This is a genomic window from Desulfobacula sp. (genome assembly GCF_030145145.1).
Lineage (GTDB): Bacteria > Desulfobacterota > Desulfobacteria > Desulfobacterales > Desulfobacteraceae > Desulfobacula.
Genome location: NZ_JAQYWD010000007.1, coordinates 94,864 through 109,833 on the forward strand (window position 1 = coordinate 94,864; position 14,970 = coordinate 109,833).

Consider the following 14,970-nt stretch of genomic DNA (forward strand, 5'->3'; position numbering starts at 1 on the left):
AAACTTTCCTTTTCCGTTTCAATTTATGAGGCACATAATGGCAGACCCACGCAGACTTTTGATCGTTGATGATAATGAGGACATTTTATCAACCTTTTATGAGTTCTTTAATTCAATGGGCTATGAAGTGAAGACTGCGGTGGATGGTTTTGCTGCTTTAAAACTCCTGAAAGATAAAGCCAATTTTTTTGATTGCCTGATTACAGACCTTGTCATGCCCAATATCAGTGGTGTCGGTCTGATTTCCATTGTAAAAAAAGAATTTCCCCATCTTAAAATTATCGCCATGACCGGGTTTGGTGATCAACCCGGTGCACTGGCGTCTGAAGCCAATGCTGATGTTGTTCTATTTAAACCCATCGACCTGTTTGACATTGAACATACGGTTTCCGACTTGATTAATCCAAAGAATGATAACCCATAGAGTTAAGATAATATTATGAGCACACCCTTAATCGGCGTCAGTAAATCCATATTAAAGATCAAAGAATTGATCAGCCACGTAGCCAATACCTGTTTGAATGTATTAATAACAGGTGAAACTGGTGTTGGTAAGGAAGTGGTTGCTCAAAGTCTTTATGCAGAATCTGTCCGGTCTTCAAAAAATTTTGTAAAAATCAATTGTGCGGCATTGCCTGAAACGCTTCTGGAAAGCGAACTGTATGGTTTTGAAAAAGGCGCTTTCACCGGTGCCCATAAAAAACGCCAGGGAAAATTTCAGACAGCGGACAAGGGCGTTCTTTTCCTTGATGAAATCGGTGACATGCCTTTGTCATTACAGTCAAAAATGCTTCATGTGCTTCAAAGTGGTGAATTTTCTCCCCTTGGATCGGATCAGGATTATAAAACAGATGTATGGGTCATTGCAGCCACCAACCATAACCTTGAAGACAGCATGGCAAAAAAGATGTTTAGAGAGGATCTGTTTTATCGACTGAACATTATTAAAATTGATATACCGCCCCTGCGGGAAAGAAAAGAAGACATTCCGTCTTTGATTGAGTATTATATCAGACTCTATCGATCAGAATATCCTGAAAATCATGGCAGCAAACCCGAGCCGGATATCCTTGAGAAACTTTGCCAGTATACATGGCCCGGCAATGTCAGGCAGCTTCAAAATTGTATTAAAAAACAAATGGTGTTAAACTCATGGGAGAAAATTTTAGATGACCTGCCAAGAGAACACCCGGACCTTTCCCCTCAGATCCAGATCAACGGCCAGAGCAGGGAATCGTACTCACTTGAAAACCATGAATTTGCAAATAATCGGCCCAGCATTATTTCAGAGTTTGTTGATTTGTCCACAAGTTCAGAAAAATTATTTGAAGATATTTCTTTGAAAAAGATTAAAAAAATGGCGTCAGACAGGGTCGAAAAAGAAGTCATTGGTTTTGTTCTGGATAAAGTTGGCTGGAACAGATCCCGGGCAGCTAAAATACTTAAAATCAGTTATAAAACCCTGCTCTACAAGATGAGTGAGTTTGAAGTGAGTCCACCGGTAAAATAGTTGCTGCGCCATCGTTATTATCCTTTACTTAATCTAGGTTTTTACATATAAATTAAACCTGTGCTGCGTTTAAAAGCATCTTTAATGTTAGCAATTAATGGTTAACAATTTGTTTTTTTTGTTACACAGTATTTAAAAAAGCATGGTTGTTAAAATGGTATTTGCTCAATTAATGCGATACATTAGCGGCTTTTAAAAAACATTTAATCTTATAAGGAGGTAACATGCGAAAAATTGCTTGTTTAGTGGTTGTGACCTTTGTTTTTGCCATGATGTTTTCTTCATCCGCTTTTAGTGCAAGAAAAACGGTTATCAAAATTGGTATCAACGCCCCTTTGACCGGAGACATTCCAAAGGTTGGCGAAGGTTCCAAATATGCTGCCATGATGTGGCTTGAAGACATTGAAAAACTAGGTGGTCTTGAAGTCGGTGGTAAAATCTATGATGTCGAGCTGGTTATCGAAGATAATGAGTCAAAAGCAGAATCCGCTGTAAAAGCAAACACTAAAATGATTACCCAGGATGATGTGCTCGCCATTGTGGGCCCCCAATCTTCCAAACAGGCCGTTCCTGCCGGTGAAGTGGCCAACAAATACAAAACAGTGATGATCAGTCCCTGGTCAACCAATCCGAATACAACCCTTGACAGACCTTATGTCTTTCGCGGTTGTTTTTTAGACCCATTCCAGGGACCGGTTGTGGCCAATTTTATCACGGAAGAATTTGGTTTTACCAAAGCTGCTGTGCTGTATGACGTTGCCTCAGATTATCCCAAAGGGTTGGCAGAAGTCTTTAAAGAAGCCTGGGAGAAAAAACATGGCGCAGGTTCTGTGGTTGCCTATCAAAGCTTTACAACAAAGGATACGGATTTTTCTTCCCAGTTAACTCAAATTGTTAAATCCGGTGCCCAGGTCCTTTTTACCCCCCAGTATTACAATGAAGTCCCCCTGATCGTAAAACAGGCAAAAGACCTTGGATGGAAAGGCCCCATCGTGGGATCTGATTCCTGGGGATCTGCTGAAACAGTGGAACTGTGCGGTGAACCCTGCTACGGGCAATTCTTTTCATCTCACTATGCCGCAGCAGGCGCCAAAGGTGCGACCAAAGCCTTTATCGACCGATACACAGCCACTTACGGATATATTCCCGATGACGTTGCCGCCCTTACATGGGATGCACTGCTTCTTGCCCAGCAGGCCATTCAGAATACAGGGAAAATTACCGGTCGAATTGAAACAGACCGGACTGCGGTGAGAGACAGCCTTGCAAAAATTAAAAATTTTGCCGGTATTACCGGAAATATGACCTTTACGGATGAAGGTGACCCCATCAAATGTGCTGTTATCGTTAAAATAAATGATAAGGGCGAGTATGAATTTTATAAATCCAGTTGTCCTTAAGCAATCAAATCGTATGATTTAAATTTTTTATCTTTCATAAGACTGCTGTGCCGCTTGTGCACAGCAGTCTTATGCTTATCAACAAAACAGGAGTTGGTGAATGGAAGCATTGACGGAATTTATACCCTATATTCTTCAAAACCTGATTAATGCACTCCAAAGAGGCAGTTTCTACGCAGTTATATCTATTGGGTATTCAATGGTGTACGGCGTTTTAATGCTCTTTAATTTTGCCCATGGGGATATTTTCATGTTGGGCACCTATATCGGCTTTGGGATTGCAACACTCTTTTTGACGTTATTTGCTGGTTTTTTACCCGGACCGGTTATTTTTATTGCCACGGTGGTTATTACCATGTTTCTGGCATCCTGGATCGGTGTTTTTGTGGAAGTCGCAGGATACAGACCTTTAAGGTCAGCACCCCGTGCATCTGCAGCCATTACCGGGCTGATGATCGGTATTATTTTTGAGACCGGTATCCTGATCTTGCTGGGGGCAAAAAGGTTAAGTTTCCCGCCATTAATGGAATCCATTGCTTACAATATCGGCGGCGTGTATTTTACAAATGTAAAAGTGCTGATTATCATCCTGTCCCTTTTCCTGATGCTTGCCCTTCATACCTTTATCCAGCGGACAAAATGGGGAATGGCCATGCGGGCAATGTCCTATGATTTTCTTGCCGTTCCGTTAATGGGGGTCTCCATAAACGTCATGGCACCGCTGACATTTGCCATTGGTGCCGGACTTGCAGCGGTTGCCGGAATTTTGTATGGACAGGCCTACCCGATATTAGATCCGTATATGGGCGTTTTGATCGGCTGGAAGGCATTTGTTGCAGCTATTCTGGGTGGCAGAGGCTCCATAAAAGGGGCGGCCCTTGCCGGCTATCTTTTGGGATTTATCGAGATATTTGTGGCCACGATTTTTCCATCAACCCTAAGGGATTTAATCGCCTATTCCATTATTCTTTTGATTCTGACCTACAGACCCAGGGGATTTTTTGGAATGGAACACAGCACAAAATTAAGGCTATAATTCTTTACCTTCTACAGATACAGGAACATTACATGGAAACAGCAAGAAAATTTAAAAACATGTTTTCAACCGTACCCATATTGGGCTGGCTGTTGGGTATTCTTGCAGCGGTGCTCATCGAGTATTACTGGGGCTATGATTATATTTCATATTATCTGGGATTACCCAAGATTCCGGTTTTATTTGGCGCCCTGATTATGCTGAAAAATCCAATGATGATACCCGGTGCCATTGGGTATGATCTGGTCGTATATGTTATTCCGGTTCTTTTAATCGCAAAAACAACCGCTTTTTTCACCAATCCTTTAGCGGCCATGCTTGAAAAAACACCGCTGTGGCTGTCGGCCATCGTCCATTTGATTTTTTTCTATGGCGTGCTTCATCTATGGGCCGGCATCAATGATTACCGGGTGCTGATTGTCAAACTGACACTGATTTCCATTATCTTAACCATCAGTATCAATGTGATTAATGGATATCAGGGAGAATTTTCCTGCTCCCACCCCGGGTTCATGGCACTGGGCGCCTATGTTTCTTCGATCATCACCCTGTATTTTTTTGTGAATGATAAAATTTTTGGCATCGCTGTTTTACCGCCGGCTCTGGGGCCGTGGCTTTTTCCCTTTGCTCTTTTGGCCGGTGGCGTTGCAGCAGCACTGGGATCGCTGCTGGTGGCGATTCCTTCCTTTAGAACCCGGGGGGATTACCTGGCGATTATTTCTCTTGCCTTCATGTTTATTGTCAAGAGTGCCGTGGAAAACCTCAATGGTATCGGCGGGGCCAGGGGGATGGGGGGACAGCCCGATTATGCCCCCCTGCCCATCATCTTCATCTGGACCATGTTGTGTATCTGGATCGTCCACAATTTTGTTTCATCGATTATGGGAAAGGCATTAAATGCCGTTCGGGATGATGAGGCGGCCTCAGAATCCATGACCGTAAAAACCCGTAAAACAAAGATGACCGCATTTACGTTTGGCGCTTTCTGGGCCGGTATTGCCGGCGGTTTATTTGCCCACGTTCTGGCCTATATTAACCCGGGCATGTTCAGTATTAACCGTCTGGCCGAAATTTTGGCCATGGTCTACTTTGGCGGGCTCAACTCCATTGTCGGTTCCATTGTCGGGGCCGTCAGTATCAATGTTTTGGGAGAAGCCTTAAGACCGCTTGAACTCTTTAAATGGATTATCATTCCCCTTATTTTGATCCTGGTTATGATTTTCCGTCCCTACGGCCTGATTTCCTTTAAGGAAATCAATGCCAAACAGCTGTTAAGATCTAAATTCAAAAGAGAACAAGGAGCCTAAGGATGTCTGCATTGCTCAATGTAAATAAAATGACACATTATTTCGGGGGTCTTAGAGCTGTCCATAATTATAATTTAACCATAGAACCCCATCAGATCACAGGTCTTATTGGCCCTAACGGTGCAGGCAAGACCACCATCTTCAATTTGATTACAGGCGTTTATACGCCCACAGAAGGTGCCATCACCCTTGAAAATGAAAATATCAAAGGGTTGGAAACCAATGAAATTGCGGCCAAGGGGTTGGGCAGGACCTTCCAGAATCTGGCATTGTGGCGGCACATGACAGTTCTGGATCATATTAAAATGGCCCATTATTCCCAATTGTCCTATGGGCTGATGGGGGCCTTTTTTAACACCCGTAAATGCCGGCAGCAGGAAGCCCGGGTTGAAGAAAATGCGTATCGACTGCTGGAGTTGTTTGATATCAAACAACATGCAGATCAACTGGTTACCAACCTGTCTTATGGGGCACAACGGCGTGTGGAAATGGCAAGGGCCATGGCAACGAATCCTAAAATCCTTTTTCTTGATGAACCCACTGCCGGGATGACCCCTGATGAACTGGTGCAAATGATTAAAATTATTCAACAGGTTCACCAGGACTTTGACGTGGCCATTTTTCTCATTGAACACAGGATGAAATTTGTAATGGAATTATGCCAGTATATTCAAACGCTTGTATTTGGCGAACTGATTGCAGAAGGCCCTCCGGAAGAAATTCAGAATAATCCTGAGGTAATTGAAGCGTATCTTGGCAAGGAGGATCTCACCTGATGCAACTTACCGTTAAAAATTTAAAAGTGTCCTATGGTAATATTAAAGCGCTGCATGGCATTGACTTCTCCATTGAAGCCGGTGAAATTTTAACGATAATTGGCGCCAATGGCGCCGGGAAAAGTACGACCCTGAGGGCCATTTCCCGAATGGTGCCTGCCAAGCCGGGGTCTGTTCTTGAATTTGAAGGGGAAGACATCCTCAAATATAATACCGATAAAGTCGTTTCAAAGCTTGGCATATCCCACGTCCCGGAAGGGCGACGGATTTTCGGCAACCTGACGGTAACGGAAAATCTTATCCTTGCCTGCTTTGCCCGAAAAGATGCTGATCAGATTGTCAAGGATAGAAAATGGGTATTTGATCTGTTCCCCCGGTTAGAAGAGAGAAAAGATCAGCTTGCCGGGACACTGTCCGGTGGTGAACAACAAATGCTGGCAGTGGGAAGGGGGTACATGAGCGCCCGAAAAATGATGCTCCTGGATGAGCCTTCCATGGGACTGGCACCGCTTCTCATGCTTGAAATGTTTGATGCGTTAAAAGAGATCAATAAACTGGGGACCACCATCCTCCTGGTTGAGCAGAACGCCCGTCTCGCCTTGAAATTTGCCCAGCGGGGGTATGTCATTGAGAATGGATTTCTGGTGCTGGAAGGCCCGTCAAATGAATTGCTCAATAACCCGGATGTCAAAAAAGCGTATCTGGGGGCTTGACCCCACCGTATCAAACACCTGACCGTATCAAACGCCTTGGTAAAAACCTTTCCAAGGCGTTTACTCCTTTTGTAACGGGATATTCCATTTGTTCATGTATTTCCATACCGATGTCCGGCTTTTTTGAAGCTGTCTGCCAACCTCTGCTTTGTTCCAATTGCAGTCTTCCAGTAAGGTTAACAGCGCCTCTTTCGTTAATTTTACCGCCTTATCCGGTTGGGGGGATCGGGGGGGGGACACAGGGGAAAAATGAGATCTTTTTTCTATGTACGTCCGGCTTCCCCGGAGTTCCACAGGCAAATCGCTGCGTGTAATTTGGTCTGAATTACAGATAACAAACCCATGTTCAATGGCATTTTCAAGTTCCCGGATATTCCCCGGCCACGAATGTTCCATCAATCGCTTCATCCCTTCCGTATCAACGCCTTTAATGGATTTTTTTTCCCGTTTATTTCCTTTTTTTATAAAGTGGCTGACAAGTAGAGGGATATCTTCCCGGCGATGTCTCAAGGGCGGAACAATAATGGGGAAAACCTTTAATCGATAAAAAAGGTCTTCCCTGAATTTTCCTTGTTGGGTCAGCTCGAAAAGATTTTTATGGGTTGCTGCGATGATTCGGATGTTAATCTTTCTTTTTTTTGAGTCCCCTACCCTTTCGATTTCCCTTTCCTGTAAAACCCTCAGCAGTTTTACCTGCATATAGGGGGTTAATTCACCAATTTCATCAAGGAAAACAGTTCCCCCGTCCGCCTCTTCAAATCGACCTTTACGATCCTTGTGTGCCCCGGTAAAGGCGCCTTTTACATGACCGAAAAGTTCACTTTCAAGTAAGGTTTCAGACAGTGCAGAACAATTGACCGTGACCAGGGGATTCGCTTCACTGGTCCCATTATAATGGATGGCCCCGGCAACCAGTTCTTTTCCTGTCCCGCTTTCACCCTGGATCAGCACTGTGGCCCGGCTGTTTGCAGCAGCCCGTATGGCATCAAATACGGTTTGCATGACAGCACTTTTTCCGATGATATTGCCCAGTCGATACGCCTTTTTAAGCTTTCTTTGTGCCTCTTCAGCTGTTTTTTTTATTTTTTTTAATTCAGTCAAGTCTGTAATCGTTTCAACAATGCCAAGAATCTGGCCATTCTCATCCCGGGCCAGTCGCGCATTTTTAATCACGGCAACATCCTGCCCATCCTTGTGTTTGATGAAACATTCATTGGCCTCTGTTTTTCCATGCTGAATGACACCGCATTTATTGATATCCGCTGGGCACATCTTCCCGAAACACTTGCTGCATTCAATAAGACTGCAATTGTGCCCGATCGCTTCTTGGGAAGTATAGCCGCTGATTTTTTCCATTGACCTGTTCCAGGAGGTGATAACGCCCTGATCATCCAGCGTAAAAAGACCTTCTGCCATCGTATCGAGAATCTGGTTTAAAAAATTAACATTCCATAACTGATGGGTTTCCATATGTCATCCTTATCATGTAACGATACGGTAACGCCACTTGTTTCGATTTGAAACAAGGTAACGTTACCGTTACGTTCATTGCCTGGGAAATAAAGTGATATTATTCTTTTTTTTCCGGTATGGGGGGGTGAATTTCTTTCTTGTCTGTCACCTGACAGGCATTTTTCATTCAAGTGGATATCCCCATTTTAGGGAGGATATACACCTGCAGCAGGATATAAACGCCAAGAAAAATAAGCACATAAATCATTTCTTTCATATGGACCTCATGGTTAAGGGTTAACAGCAGAATATACGATTTTAAATTTAATAAATTGCAAGGGGCATGCCATCTGTCTATGTTCTAATGATAATAAAGTATATCTGATCTATTATTTGTCAAAAAAAGCACTGTATTTTTTATTGCCTTGAAACGGCCGCGTCTTGTAACGTAACCTTTCAAGTCAGTAACGCTCCTTTTTGTTAAAATATCTGATGGTGCGGGTAAGTATTTATATCATTATATTTATTAATGCCTTTGTTTTCAGTTGGTTATATTTGTTTTGTCAATAATGAAAATATGGTATGGCATAGTTTTTGATTGTCCGTATACTATTACTATTATTTTACCTAATCATTGATGGAGGTTAATTTAAAATGGATAAGGATCAATTCCAGAAAAATTTAAAAAAAGGGGTTACCCTTGTGGATTTTAATGCAAATTGGTGCGCACCATGCAGAGCCCAGGAACCCGTTATTAAACGCTTGATAACCTTATATCAGAATCGCGCCTCTATCATTGAAATTAATATTGATGAAAACCAGGCACTGGCTAAAACATATATGGTTCAAAGCATACCCACCATCATTATTTTTAAGGATGGCAAAGAAATGAAGCGCCTTGTGGGGCTTCAATTCGAAAATAGTATTACCAAAATCCTGGAGGATATATTATAAGACTTGAATCACTTGAATCTGAATCACTAAACAAAGCGGAGGCTAAAAATGGGTAAATGTATCAATCACCCTGATCGAGAAACCAGTTACATCTGTATGAAACATAATATTTATCTTTGCGAGGAATGTCTGGAATGTCGTGATCCCGATATATATTGCAAGTTCAGACCTTCCTGTCCGATTCATTTTATTTCAAAAAAAGGATTTGAAGAGACAGAAACGAAACCGCCTCAAAAAGAATATACCGTTGTTTTTAAACCCGGAGATAAAAAAATAACCGTTGCAGAAGGCACAAATCTGCTCGAAGCATCCCAAAAAGCAGAGGTTTATATCAACTCCTCCTGCAATGGGAAAGGATCCTGTGGAAAATGTAAATTGATCATACAGTCCGGCAAAGTTGACAAAGAAAAAACCTCAATGCTCAGTGACAAAGAAAAAGAAAAAGGATATGTCCTTGCCTGCCAATCCAGTATTCATGAAGATATCATTGTCAAAATTCCCGAAGAAACCATTGAAAAAAAATTAAAAGCCGCTGGAATGGGAGACGCTGCCACCCAAAAACTGTCGGGTCTTGTGGAAACCATAGAACCGATTGTTGAAAAAATACCGTTGCAGCTGGAATTGCCGACATTGGAGGATACGGTCAGTGATCTGGACAGGTTAACCCGGGCCCTGAAAAAAAAAGGGTATGATACCTCTAAAATGAGCACGAATATCAGGGTGATGCGTCAACTGACCGCGTCGGTCAGGAATGATCATTTTAAGGTCATCACCTCTGTGCTATGGAAAAAATGTTCATCTGAAATCGTTGATGTTTCTCCGGCTTCCCAAGACCTGCAAAACTCCCTTGGCATGGCCGTGGATTTAGGAACCACCTCTATTGTTGTGTACCTGGTGGATATGTCAGATGGCGCTGTACTGAGTGCCGTATCTGATCATAACAGCCAGGCCGCGTGTGGGGATGACGTGATTAATCGAATCGTCTGCTCTGAAAAAGACGGGGTTAAAAAATTAAAAAAAATGGCGATTTCCACTATCAACAATCTGACCAAGCGAGCCCTTGATTCAATTGGCGCACATCATCAACAGATTGAAAATATTGCTATCTCCGGTAACACAACCATGACCCATCTGCTCCTGGGAATTGAGGCCAAATATATTCGAAGGGAACCGTATATACCGACTGTTTCAGAATTTCCCATTATTAAAGCCGGTGAAATCGGCTTAAAGGCGGCATCCTATGCCGGCGTTTTTGTCATGCCCGGGCCTGCCAGTTATGTGGGGGGGGACATTGTAGCCGGTGTGTTATATACAAGGTTTAATCAATTTGAAGCGCTGACCCTTTTTATTGATATTGGCACCAATGGAGAGATCGTTCTGGGCAACAATGAATTTCTCATCACAGCCGCCTGCTCTGCAGGCCCGGCTTTTGAAGGCGGAGGGATCCGTTGGGGCATGCGGGCGGAAGATGGTGCCATTGAACGGATTACCCTTGACCCTGTCACATTTGAACCGGAGTATTCAACCGTCGACAACAAGCCGGCAAGAGGTATTTGCGGAACCGGCATGATCGATTTATTATCTGAAATGCTGTTAAAAGAAGTGCTGGGTCAGGATGGCAAATTCAAGATTGAAGCAGATCACCCAAGATTTACCCTTTTCAATGACGAACCAGCGTTTATTCTTGAGTTTGCAGCCAATATTGACTCGGAAGAAGATCTTATCTTCACCCAGTCGGATATCAAGAGCCTGATTCTCAGCAAAGCTGCTATCTATGCCGGATTCAACATTCTTTTGGAACAGGTGGGAATGGATTTTTCTTCCATACAGCAGATGATTATCACCGGCGGATTTGGACAATTTCTGGATATTGAGAAGGCCATCACCATTGGATTGCTCCCGGATATTGAAAGAGAAAAATTTAATTATATGGGAAACAGCTCCATTGCCGGTGCCTATATGGCACTTCTTTCCAACACCTGTCGAAACCAGGCCATCGCCATTTCAAATGCAATGACATACCTTGATTTTTCAAGTAACCCCGGGTTTATGGAGGAGTTCACAAAAGCCCAGTTTCTACCCCATACCGATATCAACCTGTTTCCAAGTGTTCGGCTGACGAAAACAACAAAGGAACTTGCATAATGCTGAAATTATTATCTTTCATACAAAAAAACCTGGTATGGACCATCCCGGTCTCCATGCTCCTGGGGTTGATCTACGGATATCTGTTTAACGCAAGCCCTTTAAAACAATTCATTATCCCGGTCACCTTTATCATGGTGTACCCCATGATGGTGACATTAAATGTTAAAAGCATTCTTAAAGGCCAGGATTTTAAGCTCCAACTGGTCACCCAGATCATTAATTTTATCTTTATTCCGCTGATCGTATTTTTTATTGGAAAAATATTTTTAACCGGCCAAGATCCCAAATTTGGCCTGTGGGCAGTCGGGCTTTTTTTGATCGGTGTTCTTCCCACATCGGGAATGACCATCTCCTGGACCGGATTTGCCAAAGGCAATAAAGAAGCTGCCATTAAAATGGTGGTATTCGGACTTGTCATCGGGTCTCTTGCCGCGCCAATTTTTACAAAAATTTTTATGGGCGCCACCATTGAAGTGAATATGCTTCACATGTTCAAACAGATTGCTATTTTCGTATTTTTACCGTTAATCTTCGGGCTTCTTACCCAGACGTTCGGAATGAAAAAATATGGACCGAAAATATGGAATGAAAAGATCAAAACCAAATTCCCGCCGTTTTCAGCCCTCGGGGTTGTTTTAATTGCCTTTTTGGCCATGTCTTTGAAGGCCAGACATATCATTGCCAATCCCGGTGATATCCTGATCATTTTAATGCCATTGGCTGTTTTTTATTTGATATCCTATATTTTATTGACCATCACCGGCCGGCTGTTGTTTAAAAGAGAAGATGCCATTGCCATGGTTTTCGGTGTTGTCATGCGGGATCTGTCCATTGCCCTTGCCATTGCCATGACCGCTTTTGGTAAAGAAGGCATGACCATTGCCCTTTTGATTTCTCTTGCCTATATTATCCAGATCCAGACAGCAGCATGGTATGTGAAATTCATTGATGTGATATTTGGTAAACCCATACCTAAAACACAAGAACCCCCCGAACAGGAAAAAACCGATGCCCTAAAAGTGCTGGACAGTGAACGAGATATTTCCATGATCATTGATGTAAAAAAAATACTTTTTGCAACGGATTTATCCGAAACAGCCCGGCATGCCGTTAAATATGCCTGCAGCATTGGCAATAAATATGGCGCACAGGTTCATGCCATCCATGTTGTTCCGGATGTTCTGGATGAATACTCGTCCGGCACAGGTAAGAATCTGTCAAATTTAGTCGATACAGAGAAATGGAAAGAATTTAACCGGAAGAATATCGAGGCTGCAAAAATTGCCATGCGTGAACGGATGAGAATGACATCTCAAAAGGTTCTGGAACAACTGCCCCATTGTCCGCTTTCAGAAGACCGAATCATTGTAACCGCGGGCAATCCGGTTGATGAAATCGTTAAGATGGCCCTGGCTGACAACTTTGATTTGATTATCATGGGAACCCATGGACATGGACAGTTTGAGGAAATGATGATCGGCAGTACGGCCAGTGGGGTCATCCTTAAATCCAGTGTGCCTGTGCTTGTGGCACGGCCATCTTCATCATAGGAAATGAAATATTCTCCTGAAACCGACTTAAAAAGCGCTGGATAATAGACGGAACACGTTATCCAGCGTTTTTTGAATGATTACAATTTAGCGATGATCTGCTTTAAGGCGGATATATCGTCTGCATTGGGATGACCAACCGCATCATCTGCATCCCCAATCCAAACCGGAGGCTCCGGTTTTTGTTTCACTTTTTCCAAAACCTTTGGATTGACCTCTCCCTGGCAGGTAAAGACACCGGCAAGGTCTGATTCATTCGTGAGACCAATGGCATGATTCATTGCATTTTTGACATGGTCGGATCCTGCTGCTGCACCATGGGTGGCAAACAAAAACAGGCGGTCTTGCTTGCCCAGGGTTGGCAGATATTCGCTGATTTTTGGATCTGGTTTCCCCCCCATAAGCCAGAACCCAACTGCGATCAGGTCATAACTATCAGCTGAAGGCGCTAAATTAACGGGAAAGATATCCTTTTCTCCTTCCAGGCTCTCATAAATTGCATCAGCAAGTTTTTTGGTATTTTTACTTTGAGTGGAATAAACAATCAATGATTTCATTCGGTTTTTCTCCATTTTTTATTGTTATCGTTTGGTAACATCCTGGATACCAATCCATATGATATATGTAGAATAGCAAAAAATATACCATCGGGATTGTGATCTTTGAAAAACCGGGGGTTATCTAAAAAAAATTTTGTTTTTAAAACCTCATTAGAACTTTCTGATGAGGATAACGCCTGCCGTAATAAGGGCGATCCCTGCCAGGCGCTGCAGGGAAAAAGATTGTGTGGGCACCCCCAGAAGACCGAAGTGATCCATACCAACCGCCATGATCAGCTGACCTGCCACCACAAGGCCAAAGGTAAGTGCTGCCCCAAGTTTTGGCGTCAGGATGATGGTCGCTGTCACGTAAAAGGCCCCCAGAAAACCCGCAGACCAGACAGACCAGTGGATGTCAGCAGCCTGCCGGATACTGCCCAGATTCACCCGGGTTACCACAGCATAGAAAAAAAGGGCGAAAGACCCCACTACAAAGGATATCAATGCCGCATACACAGGATCGCCAATGGCACGTCCCATTTTACCATTCAACCCTGCCTGCAGGGGGGTAAGCATTCCGGCAACCAGGGCAACAAACAACAATAAAATTTTCATGATCTATATCTATCTCTCACAAATGGCCAATCCCGAAAGTTGAATTAATCAGTAGTACTTTGCCAGCTCAAGGGCTCTTTTTAGTCTGTCAAGAAATCCTTTGGTAACGTCCGGATAATGGCCCAATCCTTTATAGATTTCTTGTCCGTCATAGGTAATGGTTGGACAGTCTACCTGGAAACCAAGTGCTTCTAAAGCACTTCGCCAGCTCTCCTTTTTTCCCATCAGGTCCTGTTCGGCATGAAGGCCGGCAAAATATATCATGGGAATAATTTTTATTTTTTGGTACGCTGTTGCAAGGTTATTTCTTTTGATACGGGCAAACACGGCCCGGTGATCCGGAATACCTTCCACCGTGGCTGCCAGGACGTTGGGATACAGATTTTCCAGCAGTCGCTCCAGTCCCATGTAGACGATGTTCACCGGGTCTGCTGTCAAAGGGGTGCCATGCAGGGCCAGGAGGTTATATCCTTGTTCCGGGGATAAAAATTCCGGCTCAATGGCTTTCAGTATCTCATGGACAAAATTCCAGCGATGGAGCAGGGTCTCGCCCATGAAAACCCGAAGTCCAGGGAAAAAGTTGCATGTCTCCGCAAGCTGTTGGTATTCCGTGCCGGGAAAGATATGCAATGGCTGGACAACGACCTTTCGGTATCCGTCCGCCTCTATTTGAGACAGGGTTTGCTGCAGGCTCGGCAGGTTGAGTTTTTTACGAATGATCTCTGATGTGTAGGCCCAGTAAACAGATTCATCCGGATAACGGTTTTCCAACGCCTTCTGAAAAAGAGATAGCACTGCTTTGGCCCGTTTGTTACTGCCAAAAGTGGCCATCACAATGGCCGGTTTTTCTTTGAGCTTCGGCAGCCGCATTTTGCGGCCAATATACCCGTTTTGATGCATTTTATCCTCTTTATAAGTTCCGCTGGAGTCTGTTTCGATTTTATCATCCTGATGGAGCAACTAACTGGTT

At 43.5% G+C, this 14,970-nt stretch carries 14 protein-coding genes; 10 read left to right on the top strand and 4 right to left on the bottom strand.

Going from position 1 to position 14,970, the window contains the following annotated elements; translation table 11 throughout:
• Positions 1-37: 37 nt before the first annotated feature.
• The 7 genes from Q1Q15_RS05420 (at position 38) to Q1Q15_RS05450 (ending at position 6,742) form a co-directional block, all read left to right on the top strand.
• Entirely contained in the window at positions 38-424 is a 387-nt protein-coding gene (locus Q1Q15_RS05420) for a response regulator (protein WP_300457457.1), read from the top strand.
• A 15-nt stretch (positions 425-439) separates the two neighbouring features.
• Positions 440-1,510, top strand: coding sequence for a sigma-54 dependent transcriptional regulator (locus tag Q1Q15_RS05425; RefSeq protein ID WP_300457458.1), 1,071 nt, complete (start codon positions 440-442; stop codon positions 1,508-1,510).
• Between the two features lie 224 nt (positions 1,511-1,734).
• Complete coding sequence (locus Q1Q15_RS05430; protein ID WP_300457460.1) at positions 1,735-2,910, top strand: ABC transporter substrate-binding protein; 1,176 nt, start codon at positions 1,735-1,737, stop codon at positions 2,908-2,910.
• A gap of 100 nt (positions 2,911-3,010) precedes the next feature.
• Positions 3,011-3,946 (top strand): branched-chain amino acid ABC transporter permease, encoded by a 936-nt coding sequence (locus Q1Q15_RS05435; RefSeq protein ID WP_300457462.1) that lies wholly within the window; start codon positions 3,011-3,013, stop codon positions 3,944-3,946.
• Between the two features lie 32 nt (positions 3,947-3,978).
• Positions 3,979-5,253, top strand: a complete 1,275-nt coding sequence (locus Q1Q15_RS05440; protein WP_300457464.1) for a branched-chain amino acid ABC transporter permease — start codon at positions 3,979-3,981, stop codon at positions 5,251-5,253.
• Between the two features lie 2 nt (positions 5,254-5,255).
• Positions 5,256-6,029 (top strand): ABC transporter ATP-binding protein, encoded by a 774-nt coding sequence (locus tag Q1Q15_RS05445; protein WP_300457466.1) that lies wholly within the window; start codon positions 5,256-5,258, stop codon positions 6,027-6,029.
• Positions 6,029-6,742, top strand: coding sequence for an ABC transporter ATP-binding protein (locus Q1Q15_RS05450; protein WP_300457468.1), 714 nt, complete (start codon positions 6,029-6,031; stop codon positions 6,740-6,742). Before Q1Q15_RS05445 ends, Q1Q15_RS05450 begins: the two co-directional genes overlap by 1 nt.
• A gap of 60 nt (positions 6,743-6,802) precedes the next feature.
• Here Q1Q15_RS05450 and Q1Q15_RS05455 read toward each other — a convergent pair whose 3' ends face one another.
• On the bottom strand, positions 6,803-8,212 hold the full coding sequence (locus Q1Q15_RS05455; protein WP_300457469.1) for a sigma 54-interacting transcriptional regulator: 1,410 nt from the start codon (positions 8,210-8,212) through the stop codon (positions 6,803-6,805).
• 636 nt (positions 8,213-8,848) lie between these two features.
• On the opposite strand from Q1Q15_RS05455, the gene Q1Q15_RS05460 reads away from it, so the two are divergent.
• The 3 genes from Q1Q15_RS05460 to Q1Q15_RS05470 are packed head-to-tail and all read left to right on the top strand — an operon-like array spanning position 8,849 to position 12,846.
• Complete coding sequence (locus Q1Q15_RS05460; protein ID WP_300457471.1) at positions 8,849-9,148, top strand: thioredoxin family protein; 300 nt, start codon at positions 8,849-8,851, stop codon at positions 9,146-9,148.
• 48 nt (positions 9,149-9,196) lie between these two features.
• On the top strand, positions 9,197-11,293 hold the full coding sequence (locus tag Q1Q15_RS05465; protein ID WP_300457473.1) for an ASKHA domain-containing protein: 2,097 nt from the start codon (positions 9,197-9,199) through the stop codon (positions 11,291-11,293).
• Entirely contained in the window at positions 11,293-12,846 is a 1,554-nt protein-coding gene (locus Q1Q15_RS05470; RefSeq protein ID WP_300457475.1) for a universal stress protein, read from the top strand. Before Q1Q15_RS05465 ends, Q1Q15_RS05470 begins: the two co-directional genes overlap by 1 nt.
• Positions 12,847-12,926: 80 nt before the next feature.
• On the opposite strand, the gene Q1Q15_RS05475 is transcribed toward Q1Q15_RS05470, so the two are convergent.
• From Q1Q15_RS05475 to Q1Q15_RS05485, 3 genes are all read right to left on the bottom strand, one after another.
• A complete protein-coding gene (locus tag Q1Q15_RS05475; protein ID WP_300457477.1) occupies positions 12,927-13,403 on the bottom strand; it encodes a flavodoxin family protein in 477 nt (158 codons plus the stop codon).
• A gap of 153 nt (positions 13,404-13,556) precedes the next feature.
• Complete coding sequence (locus Q1Q15_RS05480; protein WP_300457479.1) at positions 13,557-14,000, bottom strand: DMT family transporter; 444 nt, start codon at positions 13,998-14,000, stop codon at positions 13,557-13,559.
• A 48-nt stretch (positions 14,001-14,048) separates the two neighbouring features.
• A complete protein-coding gene (locus tag Q1Q15_RS05485) occupies positions 14,049-14,900 on the bottom strand; it encodes a sirohydrochlorin cobaltochelatase (RefSeq protein ID WP_300457481.1) in 852 nt (283 codons plus the stop codon).
• Positions 14,901-14,970 lie beyond the last annotated feature (70 nt).

Bases quoted from the DNA above. Each gene is read 5' to 3' on its own strand.
- Q1Q15_RS05465 (WP_300457473.1), top strand. From the start codon at position 9,197: ATGGGTAAATGTATCAATCACCCTGATCGAGAAACCAGTTACATCTGT.
- Q1Q15_RS05430 (WP_300457460.1), top strand. From the start codon at position 1,735: ATGCGAAAAATTGCTTGTTTAGTGGTTGTGACCTTTGTTTTTGCCATG.
- Q1Q15_RS05480 (WP_300457479.1), bottom strand. From the start codon at position 14,000: ATGAAAATTTTATTGTTGTTTGTTGCCCTGGTTGCCGGAATGCTTACC.
- Q1Q15_RS05485 (WP_300457481.1), bottom strand. From the start codon at position 14,900: ATGCATCAAAACGGGTATATTGGCCGCAAAATGCGGCTGCCGAAGCTC.
- Q1Q15_RS05460 (WP_300457471.1), top strand. From the start codon at position 8,849: ATGGATAAGGATCAATTCCAGAAAAATTTAAAAAAAGGGGTTACCCTT.
- Q1Q15_RS05435 (WP_300457462.1), top strand. From the start codon at position 3,011: ATGGAAGCATTGACGGAATTTATACCCTATATTCTTCAAAACCTGATT.
- Q1Q15_RS05445 (WP_300457466.1), top strand. From the start codon at position 5,256: ATGTCTGCATTGCTCAATGTAAATAAAATGACACATTATTTCGGGGGT.
- Q1Q15_RS05425 (WP_300457458.1), top strand. From the start codon at position 440: ATGAGCACACCCTTAATCGGCGTCAGTAAATCCATATTAAAGATCAAA.
- Q1Q15_RS05450 (WP_300457468.1), top strand. From the start codon at position 6,029: ATGCAACTTACCGTTAAAAATTTAAAAGTGTCCTATGGTAATATTAAA.
- Q1Q15_RS05440 (WP_300457464.1), top strand. From the start codon at position 3,979: ATGGAAACAGCAAGAAAATTTAAAAACATGTTTTCAACCGTACCCATA.
- Q1Q15_RS05475 (WP_300457477.1), bottom strand. From the start codon at position 13,403: ATGAAATCATTGATTGTTTATTCCACTCAAAGTAAAAATACCAAAAAA.
- Q1Q15_RS05470 (WP_300457475.1), top strand. From the start codon at position 11,293: ATGCTGAAATTATTATCTTTCATACAAAAAAACCTGGTATGGACCATC.
- Q1Q15_RS05455 (WP_300457469.1), bottom strand. From the start codon at position 8,212: ATGGAAACCCATCAGTTATGGAATGTTAATTTTTTAAACCAGATTCTC.
- Q1Q15_RS05420 (WP_300457457.1), top strand. From the start codon at position 38: ATGGCAGACCCACGCAGACTTTTGATCGTTGATGATAATGAGGACATT.